Genomic DNA, 14,450 nt, shown 5'->3' with positions numbered 1-14,450 from the left:
GCACGTAAATGCGTGCACCTGAACGTTGGCCTGATGTGCGAACATGGACGGGAAGGATTTGGCGCTTAGAACCACAGCCCCCTCCGGGCCTGCCCTGCCCGGTGGGTTTCCTGAAGGAGGCTTTGGAAAATGGCTAAACCCGACGCTCCTCGGCTCATTGAGGTGGACTTCCCCTTGAGGGAAGTGTCCGAGCACTCCGTTCGCGAGAAGAACATCCGCCACGGCCACATCTCCACCCTCCACATCTGGTGGGCCCGTAGGCCCCTGGCCGCCTCGAGGGCCACGGCCCTGGCGGCCCTGCTCCCGGACGACCCCCGGCATAGGGAAGAGCTCCTCGGCCTGGTGAAAAGCCTCGCCCCCTGGAAAGCCGTCCAGGGGGAAAACCCTGCCCTGGAGAAGGCCCGCAGGCTCATCCTCGAGGCCCACGGTGGCAGGCCCCCCAGGGTGCTGGACCCCTTTGCCGGGGGCGGGGCCATCCCCTTGGAGGCCCTGCGCCTCGGCTGCGAGACCTACGCCGTGGATTACAACCCCGTGGCCGTGCTCCTCAATAAGGCGGTGCTGGAGTACCCGCAGAAGTTCGGGCGGCCGGGCTCCGTCTCCTTTATCCCCTTGCCGCCCGGTTGGGGTAAGGAGGAAGGGCAACAGGCCATCCTCTCCACCTCCCAAGAGGAAAAGTCCCCCCTCGTGGAGGCGGTGAGGGCCTGGGGCGAGTGGGTGCTGGAGGAGGCCCGCAAGGAGCTTGAGCGCTTTTATCCCAAGGACGAGGACGGCTCCATCCCGGTGGGCTACATCTGGGCCCGGACCCTTCCCTGCCAGAACCCCGCCTGCGGCACCGAGATCCCCCTCATGCGCCAGACCTGGCTCGCCAAGAAGGCGAATAGGCGGGTGGCCCTCAAGATGATCCCCAACCCCGAGGCCAAGCGGGTGGACTTCGCCATCGTGGAGGGAGGCGCCATTGACTTTGACCCCGAGGAGGGCACCGTCTCCCGGGCCAACGTCCGCTGCCCCCTCTGCGGCGGCACCATCAACGACAGCACCACCCGCAGGCTTTTCCGCGAGGGGAAGGCGGGCGAGCGGATGGTGGCCGTGGTCCTCCACAAACCCGGTACCACCGGCAAGCGCTACCGCCTCGCCACCGAGCGGGACCTGGAGGCCTTCCGCGCCGCCCGGGAGGCGCTGGAGACCAAGCGCCAGGAGCTTTGGGCCGAGTGGGGGATGGACCCGGTGCCGGATGAGCCGTTGCCTCCTAAAGAAACGCTTGGCTTCCGCGTGCAGCGATACGGCCTCACTCGCTGGGGCGATCTCTTCAACCCCCGGCAGAAGCTGGCACTGATCACCTTTGCCGAGAGGGTCCGCCGAGCGCACGCCGAGATGCTCCGGGAAGGCGCGGAGCCGGAGTTCGCCAGGGCGGTGGGGACGTATTTGGGGTTGGCTCTAGATCGCACTTTGATGTTTACCACCTCTTTAACACGTTGGAAGCCGGATGCAGAATGTCCTGTGGATGTGTTTGCTCGTCAAGCCCTTCCTATGACTTGGGATTACGCGGAAAATACCCCAATAGTCGCCCACAGCGGTGCTTTCCTAGATCAGGTGGAACGCATGCTTTATTGTCTGCCTCTAGCATTTTCGGGTGATCAAGCAGCAAGCATCCATAACGGTTCTGCAACCTCCCTCCCTTTCCCCTCCGCCCACTTTGATGCCGTCCTCACCGACCCGCCCTACTACGACAGTGTGCCTTATGCGGACCTCTCGGATTTCTTCTACCTCTGGCTCAAGCGCACCATAGGGGATCTCTACCCAGAGCTGTTCGCGACGCCGCTCACGCCCAAGTCAGAGGAACTCGTGGCCGATGCCAGCAAGGCGGGCGGCATGGAGGCGGCCAAGAAGCGCTTTGAGGAGGGGCTCACCCAAGCCTTCCGTGAAATCCACCGGGTGCTCAAAGACGACGGGATCGCCGTCATCGTCTTCGCCCACAAGACGACCGAAGCCTGGGAGGCGATCATCCAGGCACTCTTGAATGCCGGCCTCTACATGACCGCCTCCTGGCCCATCCACACCGAGATGCAGTCCCGCCTGAGGGCGCAAGACTCGGCGGCGCTGGCTTCCTCCATCTACATGGTCTGCCGCAGGCGGACCACGGACGAGGTGGGCCTCTATCCCGAGGTGCAGCGGGAGATTGAGGAGCGGGTGCGGGAGAGGCTCGCCCAGTTCTGGGACGAGGGCATCCGGGGGGCGGACTTCTTCATGAGCGCCATCGGCCCCGCCGTGGAGGCCTTCGGGAAGTACGCCCGGGTGGAGAAGCTCTCGGGCGAAGAGGTGACCGTGGGCGAGCTTCTGGAGTACGTGCGCAAGGTGGTGGGCGAGTTCGCCTTGAAGCGGATCCTGGAGGAGGGCGAGCTTGGGGGGGTGGACCTCCCTGCCCGCTTCTACGTCCTCTGGCGCTTCGCCTACAACCACGCCCGGGTCAAGTTTGACGAGGCGAGGAAGCTCGCCCAGAGCGTAGGCATAGAGCTTTCCGAGTACTGGGACGGCCGAGGCTTCGTCCAGAGGCAAGGGGGGCTCGTCTGGGTGCTGGGCCCCAAGGAGCGAGGCCGGGGCTTTTTGGAGCGGGAGCGTCACGAGAACATGGTGGACGTGCTCCACAAGGCGGTCCTCCTCTGGGAAAAGGGCGACCGCCGGGGCCTGGAGAAGCTTCTAAGCGGAAGCCCCTTCCCCCAGGGCGCTTTGCGCAAGGTGGCCCAGGCAGTAGTTGATGTGCTCCCTGATGGGGACAAGGAGAAACAGCTCCTGCAGGGGCTCCTCTACGGCTGGCGGGACACTACGAGCGGCAGGTCCCCCGGCCAGGGCGGCCTCTTTGAGTCCGAGCAGGGCTGAGATGGTGACGCGGGTTTGGAACCGCTAAGATGGGCTGAGCGAAGACAGGAGTCGCCATGACAACGAAGGTCAAGGGGAAAGGGCCACCGAAGACGCTGGAGGAGATCCGCCGGATCTTGAAGGCACACAAGGCGGAGCTGGCGGCCCAATACGGTGTGCAGCGGATCGCCGTCTTCGGCTCTTACGCCCGAGGAGGGGCCACGCCCGAGAGCGATTTGGACCTTCTGGTGGAGTTCTCCCCCCCTCCGGGGCTGCTCAAGTTTGTCGAGCTTGAGCGCCGCTTGAGCGAGCTTTTGGGCGTAAAGGTAGAACTGGTCACGCCAAACGCCCTAAAGCCCCACCCACATCGGTAGGCGGGTCCTCAAGGAGATCGCCGAGGTATGAAGCGCACCCTCCTGGACTATCTGGAGGACATGCAGGCCTCCGCCCTTGAGGTGTTGGACTTCACCCGCAGATCGAGAAGGTGCTCGCCGAGGAAAGGGCGAGGGAGCGTCCCAAGCGTGAGAAAGACCGGGAGAAAGGAGGAATGAGGCCAATGGCGCTTCCGGCGTGGCGAGAAGTGGCACTGCCCCACGAGGACATCCGCCGGGGCAGGTTTGACGAGTCCACCTTTGCGGCCGATCTGGCCGATGTGCTGGCGGGCCGTGGGCCCTTGGAGTACCGCGACCCTCTCACTTTCTTCCGCAAGACCTATCCCACCAAGGGGATGGTCCGGCTCCTCGGGGCGGTGGTGCGCCGCCTCTCCGGGGAGAAGGGGGGCGAGCCCGTGGTCCAGATCCAGACTCCCTTCGGCGGGGGGAAGACCCACGGCCTCGTGGCCCTCTACCACCTCTTCCGCTCGGGCGAGGAGGCGAGGGGGACGGAGCTTTACGCCCGGGTCCTCGAGGAGGCGGGCGTGGAGAGGATCCCGGAGGCCAAGGTGGCCGTCTTCGTGGGCACGGCCGCAGACCCCCTGAAGGGCCGCACCCCTTGGGGGGAGCTTGCCCTCCAGCTTGGGCACTACGGCCTCCTGGAGGAGCACGACAAGGCCCGCCAGGCCCCGGGGAAGGAGCGGCTATACGAGCTCTTCCGGGCGGCGGGCGGCCCGGTCCTCATTCTGATGGACGAGGTGGCGGAGTACGTGGCCCGCACCGTGGACCCCACGGCCTTGCACAAGGAGGGGGGGAGCCTCGAGGGGGGGCGGGCCTACCAGACCCAGGTGCTCGCCTTCTTCCAGGAGCTCACCGAGGCGGTCAAGGTGGCGCCCCAGGTGGCCTTGGTCATGACCATTCCCTCCAGCGCCCCCTACGGCGAGGAAGGAGAGCGGGCCCTCCTCCAGCTTCAGCGGATCGCCGGGCGGTTGGAAGCGATCTACGAGCCCGTTAAGGGCTGGGAGATCTACGACGTCATCCGCACGCGCCTCTTTGAGGGGATTCGGGACGAGGGGGTGGTCCGGAAGGTGGCCGAACGCTACTTTGAGCTCTATCGCCGCCTGGGGACCGAGGTGCCCGACGAGGCCCGCGACCCTGCCTACCGGGAGCGCATGCGGAGGGCCTACCCTTTCCATCCCGAGCTCATAGACGCGCTCTACGAGCGGTGGGGAACCCTTTCCACCTTCCAGCGGACGCGGGGGGTGCTCCGCTTCCTGGCGGAGATCGTGGCCGACCTCTACGGCCGCGAGCATTCGGCCCCCCTGATCCACTCGGCCCACGTCAACCTGGCGAATCCGAGCATCCGGCGGGAGCTGGTGAAGCACATCGGCAACGAGTTTGACAGCGTGATCGCCGCCGACATCGCCGACCCAGAGGGGCAGGCCAAGGCCCAGCGCTTGGACCGGGAGATGGGCTCAGAGTACGTCCGCTTCCAGGTGGCCTCCGGGCTCGCCACGGCCATCTTCCTCTACTCCTTCAGCGGCGGCGAGCGCAAGGGGGCGAGCCCCGCTCAGCTCCGGCTGGCCGCCCTGCGCCCTGAGGTTCCGCCCCCCTTGGTGGGCGATGCCCTAGGGCGCCTGCGGGAACTCCTCTGGTATCTGCACGAGGCCTCCGGGCTTTACTACTTCTCCAGCCAGCCCAATCTCAACCGCATCGTGGTGGAGCGCGAGAACGCCGTTGACCCCGAACAGATCAGGCAGGCGCTAAGGGAGCGGCTTGAGAGGATCGCCGGGCGGGAGCTTAGGGTCTACCTCGAGCCCCATTCCCCGCAGGACGTGCCCGACACCAAAGAGCTTAAGCTCGCTGTTCTCTCGGAGCCCTCCGGGAGTCTCGCCGAGGAGCTTCTGGAGAAGGCGGGCACCACCTTCCGTACCTACAAGAACACCCTCTTCCTCCTCTCGCCCGACCCCAACAGCCTAGGGGACCTCCACCGCGCGGCGCGACGCTACCTGGCCTTGCGGTCCATACGCGAGGACCGCACCCTCTACGGCCAGCTTTCCGCGGAGAACCGCCACCGCCTGGACGAACTCCTTCGGGAAGCCGATGGGGCGCTCACCCAAAAGCTTTTCATGGCCTACCGCCGCCTGACGAAGCCCGGGCGCCAAGGGCCGGAGACCTACGACATGGGCATCCCCACCGTGGGGGAGGCCTCCACTCTGGCCAAGCGGGTCTACGAATACTTAAAGGCCCGGGAGTTCCTCTTGGAGCGCATCGCCCCCCGGCACCTGCTTTCGGCCCTGGCCCAGGGAGAGACGGGGAAGCCCCTCCAAGAGGTATACGAGGCCTTCCTTCGCTACCCCCACCTTCCGGTCCTGAAGGGTTGGGAGGTCCTCGAGGAGGCGGTGCGGAAGGGGGTGGCGGAGGGGACGTTCGGACTGCGGGTAGGGGAGCGCTACTACTTCCAGGAGCCCGTGCTCGGGATCGCCTGGGAGGAGGCCTTCCTCGTCCGCAAGGAGGCCCTTCCTCCCGAGAGGGAATCCGTGGTGGATGGGGAGAAGAAGGGTGAGGCTTCCTCGGAAGGGGTTGCGCCTAAGCCGGATTCTTCTGAGGAAGAAGTGCCCCCCGATTCCTCGGGGGGAGAGGCTCGGCCAGAGCGGGTGCAGGAATACACTGTGAAGGTCCGGCTCCCCTGGAACAGGCTTTCCGACTTCCTGCGCGGGGTCTTAATGCCCTTGCAGAGGGAAGGTGCGGAGATGGAGCTCCAGATAGAGCTTAGAGCCCGCTCCCAGGAGGGGATTCCCCGGGCCACCTTGGACAAGATACGGGAGACGCTGGACCAGCTGCAGGCCAAGGTAGAGGAAGCCTGATCGGGGGGAGCGTCCCCCACCCCTGGGCCTTGCGGTGCGGTATCCTGGTAGACGTGCGTACCCTCAAGGTACAGGCCCTGTGGGATGGGGAAGCCGGGGTGTGGGTAGCGGAAAGCGACGACGTCCCCGGGCTTGCCACGGAAGCCGCCACCCTGGAGGAGCTTCTGGCCAAGCTCGCGGTCATGGTGCCGGAGCTCCTTGAGGAAAACGGGGTGGCCCTGGAGCTCCCGGTGGAGCTTCGCCTCGAGGCTACCCGGCCCCTGGTCTTCTCCTGATGGCCGACTACGCTCCAGAGGTCAAGCGCCTCCTTCGGGAGGCGGGATGCTACCCCGTGCGTCAGGGCAAAGGGGACCACGAGATTTGGTTCAGCCCAATCACGGGCCGCAAGTTCGTGGTGGACAGCAAGATAAAGTCTCGCCACACGGCTAACGCGGTCTTGAAGCAGGCTGGGTTACCAAAAAAGTTTTAGGGCTTTGCTGTCCATCGTAAGAAAGAACGGTTCTACCTCCAGCCGGTTTATCAGCCGGTCTATCCACCCGGAAACGGCCGGCTATCGGAGTAAATTCCAGGAAGGGCCATCGGAGAAAACCGCGTCTGGAAGGGAATAAACTGAAGATGACGGGGGTTCTGGGCCTGCCTCACACGCGAGAGGTCGTAGGTTCAAGTCCTACGCCGCCCACCAAAGGAACTCCCCCCGCCCTCGGGCGGGGGGAGCCGGTTTTTAGCGGCGGACCACCTGGGCGTCCTTGGGGTAGCGCTTGAGCTGGGCCTCCGTGAGGTTGGTCCGCTTGAACTCCACCACCTTGAGGTCGGCGAGGACCTTTCCCTTCTCGTCCAGGAAGACGAAGCGAAGGGGCCTGGGGTCGGCCTTGAGGATGTATAGCTCCATTGCGGCGAAGCCCTGGTTTTCCTTGCTTCGGCCCACGAGCTTCCAGGCCATCCCTTCCGGCAGGCGCACCTCGCCCTCGAGGCGGAGGTCCACCTGCTCCGAGAGGGCCTTCAGGTCGCCCAAGCCCTGGGGCGCGAAGCCCAGGCCTTGGATCTTGGCCTTCTCCCTGGGGGAGATGACCAGCTGGTTGGTGAGGTAGAGGTAGTTCCACACCTCCTTCTCGGTGATCACGGTGAAGTTCCCCTCCAGGGAGCCCGGCTTCAGAAACTCCACCCGGAAGAGCCGGGCCTGGGGCAGGGCGTACACCCGGGCAAGGAGCTCCTCCTCTCCGCCCGGGCCTTGGATCCGGCCTTGGACCGTGGCCTGCCAGGGGGTGGAGAGGTTCTTCTCCACCCGGTCCAGGATCTCCTGCGCCGACTGCGCCAGACCTAGGGAGAGCAACCCGACCAAACCCAGAAACGCCGCCAGCTTTCTCATGGCCACCTCCAGGCGTAGCGGACCCAGGCGTAGGGGGCGCCTTCGTACCCCGCCTCCAGGCCCAGGTCCCCGAGCCACGCCACCACGCTACCCGCCCAAGGGTAGGAGAGGGTGAGGAAGAGGCTAGCTTCCCCTAAGAAGAGGGCCCCCTCGAGGCGGTTTGTCCCTCCGAGGCGGAGGGAAAGCTCCAGCACCTCGCCCCCTTCCCCCACCTCCCCCTTCCAACCCAAAAGGGCGTAGGGCCCCGGGGCGAGGCCCGCGCCAAAGGTATAGGTGGCCCCTTCCCGGAAGGCGTAGCTTCCCTCCAGGCGCCAGGGGGAAAGGCCCGGCTGGAGCCCGAAGGAGAGGGGCCTGGGGGGGGTGGCCCGGGCGAGCTCCAGGCCCAGGACCTCCTTAGGGGCCGGGCGGTAGCGCAGGGCGAGCCTGCCGAAAAGGCCTTCCTCCGGGAAGAGGGGAAGGGCCCGCTTGGGCCGGTAGCCGATTTGCCCCTCCAGGGCGAAAGGCCCCGCGCCCCCTTCCCCGTAGGCCACCCCGCCGGGGCCCCCTTCCCCCACCTCCCCTTGGAGGCCGAAGGCGAAGAAGCCTAAGGGCCCCAGGGCGAGGCTTCCCCCGTAGCCCAAGGCGGCCCGGAAGGGGGCCAGGCGGAGGAAGACCTCCCCCTCCTCCAGGGAGAGGCCGGCCTCGAGGGCCGGGGCGAGCCCCGGGGGCGCGGCGTAGAGGCCGGCCTCGAGGCGGCCCTGGGCGAGGGCGAAACCCAGAAGAACCGTGAGGAGAACCGCTTTTCCCTTCATACCGCCACCTGCCTCCTGAAGCGGACCGAGGCCAGGAAGAGGACGAGGACGGCGAAAGGGGCCAGGGCCAGGAGGTCCGGCCAGAGGACCTCCCACCCCACCCCCTTGAGCATCACCCCCCGCAGGACCTCAATGAGGTAGCGGGCGGGGACCAGGTAGGAGAGGGCCTGGAAGAAGGGGGGTATGCCCTCTATGGGGAAGACGAAGCCGGAGAGGAAGATGGCGGGGAAGCCGTAGGCGTAGGTTCCGAAGACGGCCTGCACCTGGGTCCGCGCGAGGGTGGAGATGAGAACCGAAGTGGCGGAAGAGGGTCACCTCGCTCACCCCCGCCCGCCGGGCGATCTCCCGGGTGGTGGCCCCGCGGTAGCCCCGCTCCGCGAGGAGCTCCAAGGCAGCTTGGAAGAGGCGGCGCTGGATGGGGTCCCCCTCCGAAAGCAAGCGCATACTTTCTTCCCTGAGGCTAAGCGCCCTTTCCCCAGCGCGTCAACTCCCCGTCCTCCAGGGCTCTTGGGGTCCGAGGGATTTTGGCTTCATGGGGTCCGGATGGAGGCCAGAGCGGGGCGGGTGAGGCCACCCCATGCCGACCTGCGCCGGCATGGGGCCCCGGCAAGAGGTTCCCTGGGGGCTTCTTTTGGGTCATCCGGGCCCGGGAGAAAGGGCGTCACTCATAGCGCAGGGCCTCCACGGGGTCCAGACGGGCGGCCCGCCACGCGGGGTAGAGGCCGAAGAAGATCCCGACGAGGACCGCGAAGAAGAAGGCCACGGCTGCGCTTCCCGGCGAGAAGACCGGGGTGACCGTGAGCGCCCGCCCCACGGCCCCGGCGAGGCCCAGGCCCAGCACGACGCCGAGCGTGCCCCCGCCGACCGAGAGGACGACGGACTCGGCGAGGAACTGGGCCAGGATGTCCCGGGGCCGCGCCCCCAGGGCCTTGCGCACGCCGATCTCCCGCGTCCGCTCGGTGACCGAGACGAGCATGATGTTCATGATCCCGATCCCTCCGACGAGGAGGCTGATCGCCGCGACCCCCCCGAGGAAGAGGGTGAGGGTCCTCGTCGTGGCGTTCACGCTCTCCAGGGCGTCCTGCTGGTTCGCGACGGAGAAGTCGTAGTCGTTTGGGTCGGTCAGGCCGTGGCGCTCGGCGAGGAAGCGGGTGAGCCGTTCCTGCAGGTCCTTGAGCCGGTCGCGGCTTGCGCCCTGGAGGTAGATCGTGTTCACCTTGGCTTCCCCGGCCTCGGGCCTGGCGAGGCGTTGCAGGTAGGTGGAAAGCGGCACGAAGACCTGGTAGTTCGTGCTGACGAAGCCCTGGTCCCCCTTGTCCGGGAGGACGCCGATGACGGTGAACGGGATCCCGTTGATCCGGATCCGCTGCCCCAGGGGGTCGTCGGTTCCGAAGAGGTCCTCGGCGACGCCGTAGCCGAGGACGGCGACCCGCCGTTTGGCGGTCACGTCGTCCCAGGTGAAGAAGCTCCCCTTCTCGGGCTCGGCGTTCCGCACCTTGGCGAAGTCCGGCCAGGTGCCCACCACCGTGGCCTGGAAGTTCGTGCTCCCACTGCGGATCTGGAACCGCTCCTGGGCCACCGGGGCCACGCCCACCACCTCCTCGGCGAAGGCCTCCTGGATGGCGTAGGCGTCGGAGAGGGGGATGGTCTCGGGACCCCCTGCCCGCACCAGGCCGCCTCCCGGGCCCCGGCTCCCCTGGGCCGGCCCCACGGTGAGGAGGTTTGTCCCGAGGCCCTCCAGGAGCTGGGTGACGTTTCGCGTCGTCCCCTGGCCCACCATGGTGAGGGCCACGACCGCCGCCACGCCGATGATCACGCCGAGGGCGGTCAGGGCGGAGCGAAGGGGGTTTGCGGCGATCGCCTTCCAGGCGATGCGGAGCGTCTCTGCGAGGCTGAGCCCGACGTGTTTTTCCTCAGCCATGGTGCCTCCTTTCGTCGGCGACGATCTCCCCGTCCAGGACCCGGACGATCCGGTTCGTCTTCTCGGCCACGTGGGGCTCGTGGGTTACCAAGATCACCGTGGTGCCTTCTCGGTTCAGTTCCTGGAAGAGGGCGAGGATCTCCTCCCCGGTCCGCGTGTCCAGCGCCCCCGTGGGCTCGTCGGCGAGGAGGAGGGGCGGGTTCAGGGCGAGGGCCCGGGCGATGGCCACCCGCTGGCGCTGGCCGCCGGAGAGCTGGTTGGGCAGGTTGTTCGCTTTTTCCAAAAGCCCGACCCGCTCCAAAAGCTCCAAGGCCCGCCGCCTCCGCGTCCCGGGAGGCACCCCGGCGTAGGCCAGGGGCACCTCCACGTTTTCCAGCGCGGAGAGCCGGGGGAGGAGAAAGAAGGCCTGGAAGACGAAGCCGAGGAAGCGGTTCCTCAGGAAGGCCCGCTCGTCCTCGGCGAGCCTCGAGGTCGGCCGGTCCATGAGGACGTACTCCCCCTCCGTCGGCCGGTCCAGGAGGCCCAGGATGTGGAGGAGGGTGCTCTTCCCGCTGCCCGAGGGGCCCATGATGGCGAGCATCTCCCCTTCCTCCACCTCGAGGTCCACGCCCTTCAGGGCGGAAAAGGCCACCTCGCCCATGCGGTAGACCTTTCGGATCCCTTTGAGCGCGAGGAGCATCCTCACCTCCCGGGCGGGGGCCCGAAGGGGATGGGGGTTGTGGGGCCGGGCCGAGCGGAGCCAGGGCTTCCCGTGCCACGGGAGCCCCCTGTTCCCTGGGGGAGGACCACCTGGTCCCCCTCTTGGAGGCCCTCGAGGACGGCGACCCGGGTGCTGTCCTCGAGGCCCAGGCGCACCGGCACCGTCTCCGTGGAGCCGTCGGGGCGCAGGACGGTGACGGACGCTCCCCTGGGCCCCCGGCGCACGGCCCCCTTGGGCAGGAGGATGACGTCCTTGGCCTCCTGGACGACGATCTCCCCGTCGGCGCTCATCCCGGGGCGGAGGCGGGGGTCGGCGGGGAGGCGGACGGTGACCTCAAAGACGGGGATGTTGTTGACCAGTTCTGCCTTCGGGCTTTTGGCCACCACCTCCCCTTCCAGGGTTTCGCCGGGGAGGCCGTCCAGGGTGACGGCCACCTTCTGCCCCACCTGGACCTTTCCGATCTCGGTCTCGTCCACCTGGAGCACGAGGCGGAAGGCGGAGAGGTCGCCCAGGGTGAGGAGGGCGGTCTCTGGGGAGACCTGGGCGCCGAGGCTCGCCTCTTGGGACAGGACGACCCCGGAGAAGGGAGCCTTGACCTCCACCGCCTCTAGGTCCTCCCTCGCGGAGGCCAGGGTGAGCTGGGCTTGCCGGAGGGCCTCCTGCAGGGCTTCAAGCTCCTTGGCGAGCTGGGCTTCGCGGAGGTTCAAGGCCTTCCGCTGGGCGGCCAGGGCCGCCTCGGCGTTCTCCAGGGCCCGCTCGGCGGCGGCGTAGGCGGCCTCGGCGGCGAGGAGGTCCTGGCGGCTCGTCCCGCCCGCCTCGTAGACGATCCGGGTGGCCTCGAGGTTCTGCCGGGCGGTTTCCAGGTCCTGCTTGGCGTTCGCGTAGGCGATCTCGGCGCTTTTCACCGAGGCCGTAAGCGAGGCGAGGGCGCTTTGCCCCTCGAGGCGGGCGTTTTCCAGGTTGGCCTCCTGGCGGCGCACCTCCGCCTCGGCCTCGGCGAGGGCCCGGGCGAAGGGGGTGGGGTCCAGCCGCGCCACGACCTCGCCTTCTTGCACCTCCTGGCCTTCCTCGGCGAGCCAGACCAGGGTCCCCGTGATCTCGGGGCGGACCTCCAGGGTCTCCCAGGGGGAGAGCCAGCCGTAGCCGGAGACGGTCACCCGGAGGTCGCCCCGCGTCGCCTCCACCACTTGGAAGGCGGTCGCCTGGTTTTCCTCCGGTTTCGGGCGGAGGAGGAAGAAGCCGAGGGCGACCAGAACGGCGAGAAGGGGGATCCAGAGGAGCCGCCGGGCGCGCATCACTCCACCTCCAAGAGGCCCGTGAGGTCAACCCCGGCGGCCACGCTCAGGGCGGCCAAGGCCCTCAGGTAGGCGTTTTTCGCCTGGAGGAGGGCAAAGTCCGCTTCCGCCAAGGCCACCTCCGCTTCCAGGAGCTGGACCTGGCTTAAGGTTCCCGCGGCGAAGGCCTTTTGTGCGTTCTCCAGGCTGCGCTCCGCCGCCTTCCGGTTTTCCCGGGCGAGCTCCACCTGCCCCCAGGCGGCCTGGGCCTGCGCGTAGGCGCTTTCCAGGTTCGCCTCGGCCTGGGCCAGGGCGTTCGCCAGGGCGCGGCGGGCACTCTCCAGGTTCGCCCGGGCCTTTTCCAGGGTGAGCCGGGGGGTGTAGTCGTTGTCGGCGAGGCGCACCTCCAGCTCGGCGAGGGCCAGGTTCTGACGGGCCTGCACGAGGGCGGGAAGCCGCTCCTCTAGGCCCTCCCGCAGGGCCTCAAGCTCCGTCCCCAAAGCCTGGGGCTCGGGGAGGGGGGCGAGCCGGGGCTCGTCCACCGCTATGCCCAGCGCCGCCTCCAGGGCCTTCACCCGGGCGGGACGGAGGGCGAGGGCGGCCTTCAGGTCCTCCTCCGCCTGCCGGAGGGCGGCCTCGGCCTGGATCACCTCCAGCTCGGTGGCGTTGCCCGCCTGCCGCTTCGCCCGGGCCACGGCCAGGTTCCGCTCTTGCAGCGCCTTTTTCTTGAGGAGCACCGCCTCCTGGCCTTGGGCCTCGGCGAGGGCGGTGTAGGCGGAGAGCACCTCCTCAAGCAGGGAGAGGGCCGCCGCCTTGGCCTGGACCTCGGCGAGGGCGAGGGCGTGCTCCGCCTGGGTCAGCGGAAGGATGAGGGTGCTTGGGTCCGCCCTGAGGGCTTCCAGCTCAAGCTGGGCCGTCTGCAGGGCTTCCCGGGCGTTTTGGTACGTGGGGTTTTGCGCGAGGGCGAGGCGGAGCGCCTCCCTCGCGTCCAGGGCGCCTTGGGCCAGGGCCAGTCCGAAAAACAAGAAAAGCCACCAACGCTTCACCGTTCACCTCCCAAAAGGTCTATTCCCATGGCGTCCATGAGGGCGTAGTGGGCCTGGAGGAGGTTCGCCTTCGCCTGCTCCAGGGTCCTTTGCGCTTGGAGGAGGCCCACCTCGGCCTGGAGGACCTCGAGCCGGGTCCCCGTCCCCGCCTGAAGCCGCTTCTTCGCCGTTTCCAAGGAGGCCTCGGCCGCCTTGAGGGACGTTTCCGCGGCGGCGAGCTGCGCTTCGGCGAGGAGCCGGGCCTGGTGCTTCTGCCTGAGGTCCAGCTCCCCGTCCTTCAGGGCCGCTTCCAGGGCGAGCTTGGCCTGGGCCACGCGGTTTTCCAGGACCTTTTGGTTCGCCTCCTGGACGGGCGCGAAGAGGGGAAGGCTGGCCCCGGCGCGGAGGCTCGTGCCCTCGGCGGCGCCCAAGGCGGTGTACCCCAGGGCGTAGCCCAGGGCGCCCGCCCCCAGGTCCAGGCTGAGGCTGAGGTCCAAGCCGCCTTGGGCCAGGCTCAGGGAAAAGCTTCCCTGGGGAAGGGCCCGGTCCCTGGAGGCCTGGGCCAGGGCCGCCTCGGCCTCCTCCAGCCGGAGCCTGGCCAGGGCGACGTCAGGGCGGTTCTCCAGGGCGGCCAAAGCCTCTTCCAGGCTCGGGGGGTCCTGGGGAAGGGGGAGGGCTTTCGGGGCCACCGCCCGCCCCAGGATCCTTTCCAGCCGGGCCGAGGCCAGCGCCCGGGCGTTCTGGGCGGCGAAGAGGCTCGCCTTCGCTTCCGCCAGGGCGCTTTCCGCCTCCAGCACGTCCTTGAAGGTGGCCTGTCCCTGGGCCTCCTGGGCTTTGGCCGCGGCGAGCTGGGCCTCGTTTAGGGCCACCCGTTTCTCGGCCAGGGCCAGGTCCAGCTCGGCCAGCCAGGCCTCGAGGTAGCGGCCCAAGGCCTCCAGGAAGAGGGCGTTCCCCTCTGCCTTGAGTTCCAGGTCCGCCTGCTTTAGCGCCCGCGCTGCTGCGGCCAAGGCGTCCTGGGCGTCGCTCCAGGGTAGGACGGCGAGGCTTCCCCCAAGGCCTAGGGAGAGGTTTTCGGAAAGGCTTGTCTTGGCGTAGTCCACCTGGGGGGCGAGGGTGGGCAGAAGGCCGGCCCGGGCCGCCTCCAGGGCGAGCGCCGCCTCCGCGCGTTGGGCCCTTAGGGCCGCGTAGCCCGGGCTTTCCCGCACCCAAGAGGCCAGTTCCGCGCCCTGGGCCAGGGCGGACGAGAGGAAAAGGATCCACCACACCTTGCGCAAACGACCAC

The 14,450-nt window shown here is 68.1% G+C and carries 13 protein-coding genes and 2 pseudogenes; 6 read left to right on the top strand and 9 right to left on the bottom strand.

Annotation, left to right across the window (positions count from 1 at the left end; all coding sequences use genetic code 11):
- Positions 1–129: 129 nt before the first annotated feature.
- From TTH_RS05170 to TTH_RS05145, 6 genes are read left to right on the top strand one after another with little or no spacing between them, the layout of a single operon-like run.
- Complete coding sequence (locus TTH_RS05170) at positions 130–2,874, top strand: DUF1156 domain-containing protein (RefSeq protein WP_011228378.1); 2,745 nt, start codon at positions 130–132, stop codon at positions 2,872–2,874.
- Positions 2,875–2,930: 56 nt separating this feature from the next.
- On the top strand, positions 2,931–3,227 hold the full coding sequence (locus TTH_RS05165) for a nucleotidyltransferase family protein (RefSeq protein ID WP_011228377.1): 297 nt from the start codon (positions 2,931–2,933) through the stop codon (positions 3,225–3,227).
- A 27-nt stretch (positions 3,228–3,254) separates the two neighbouring features.
- Entirely contained in the window at positions 3,255–3,404 is a 150-nt protein-coding gene (locus TTH_RS11385) for a hypothetical protein (RefSeq protein ID WP_197525136.1), read from the top strand.
- Complete coding sequence (locus TTH_RS05155) at positions 3,401–6,091, top strand: ATP-binding protein (protein ID WP_197525135.1); 2,691 nt, start codon at positions 3,401–3,403, stop codon at positions 6,089–6,091. Before TTH_RS11385 ends, TTH_RS05155 begins: the two co-directional genes overlap by 4 nt.
- Before the next feature lie 53 nt (positions 6,092–6,144).
- Entirely contained in the window at positions 6,145–6,366 is a 222-nt protein-coding gene (locus TTH_RS05150) for a DUF1902 domain-containing protein (protein WP_011228375.1), read from the top strand.
- On the top strand, positions 6,366–6,560 hold the full coding sequence (locus TTH_RS05145) for a type II toxin-antitoxin system HicA family toxin (RefSeq protein WP_011174237.1): 195 nt from the start codon (positions 6,366–6,368) through the stop codon (positions 6,558–6,560). The genes TTH_RS05150 and TTH_RS05145 overlap by 1 nt, the downstream gene beginning before the upstream one ends.
- A 252-nt stretch (positions 6,561–6,812) precedes the next feature.
- On the opposite strand, the gene TTH_RS05140 is transcribed toward TTH_RS05145, so the two are convergent.
- From TTH_RS05140 to TTH_RS05100, 9 genes and pseudogenes are all read right to left on the bottom strand, one after another.
- On the bottom strand, positions 6,813–7,457 hold the full coding sequence (locus TTH_RS05140; RefSeq protein WP_011228374.1) for an outer membrane lipoprotein carrier protein LolA: 645 nt from the start codon (positions 7,455–7,457) through the stop codon (positions 6,813–6,815).
- On the bottom strand, positions 7,454–8,248 hold the full coding sequence (locus TTH_RS05135) for a hypothetical protein (RefSeq protein ID WP_011228373.1): 795 nt from the start codon (positions 8,246–8,248) through the stop codon (positions 7,454–7,456). Before TTH_RS05135 ends, TTH_RS05140 begins: the two co-directional genes overlap by 4 nt.
- A pseudogene (locus TTH_RS05130) lies at positions 8,245–8,556 on the bottom strand (ABC transporter permease); the annotation flags it as partial. The pseudogene TTH_RS05130 and the gene TTH_RS05135, both read right to left, overlap by 4 nt.
- Positions 8,537–8,692, bottom strand: a pseudogene (locus TTH_RS05125) (helix-turn-helix domain-containing protein); the annotation flags it as partial. The pseudogenes TTH_RS05125 and TTH_RS05130, both read right to left, overlap by 20 nt.
- A 217-nt stretch (positions 8,693–8,909) precedes the next feature.
- A complete protein-coding gene (locus tag TTH_RS05120) occupies positions 8,910–10,169 on the bottom strand; it encodes an ABC transporter permease (protein ID WP_011173094.1) in 1,260 nt (419 codons plus the stop codon).
- Positions 10,162–10,848 (bottom strand): ABC transporter ATP-binding protein, encoded by a 687-nt coding sequence (locus TTH_RS05115; protein ID WP_011173093.1) that lies wholly within the window; start codon positions 10,846–10,848, stop codon positions 10,162–10,164. The genes TTH_RS05120 and TTH_RS05115 overlap by 8 nt, the downstream gene beginning before the upstream one ends.
- Before the next feature lie 2 nt (positions 10,849–10,850).
- Positions 10,851–12,164, bottom strand: a complete 1,314-nt coding sequence (locus tag TTH_RS05110; RefSeq protein WP_011228370.1) for an efflux RND transporter periplasmic adaptor subunit — start codon at positions 12,162–12,164, stop codon at positions 10,851–10,853.
- Positions 12,164–13,168 carry a TolC family protein gene (locus tag TTH_RS05105; protein WP_231834456.1) on the bottom strand — a complete coding sequence of 335 codons (1,005 nt, stop codon included), beginning with the start codon at positions 13,166–13,168 and terminating at the stop codon, positions 12,164–12,166. The genes TTH_RS05110 and TTH_RS05105 overlap by 1 nt, the downstream gene beginning before the upstream one ends.
- A gap of 17 nt (positions 13,169–13,185) precedes the next feature.
- Positions 13,186–14,433: a TolC family protein gene (locus TTH_RS05100; RefSeq protein ID WP_224065240.1), complete on the bottom strand. Its 1,248-nt coding sequence runs from the start codon at positions 14,431–14,433 to the stop codon at positions 13,186–13,188.
- Positions 14,434–14,450: the final 17 nt, after the last annotated feature.

Origin of the sequence: Thermus thermophilus HB8, assembly GCF_000091545.1 — a bacterium.
In the GTDB taxonomy this organism is placed as follows: Bacteria; Deinococcota; Deinococci; order Deinococcales; family Thermaceae; genus Thermus; species Thermus thermophilus.
Note: the sequence above shows the minus strand (reverse complement) of the source record. Positions and strands in the feature narration are given on the sequence as shown.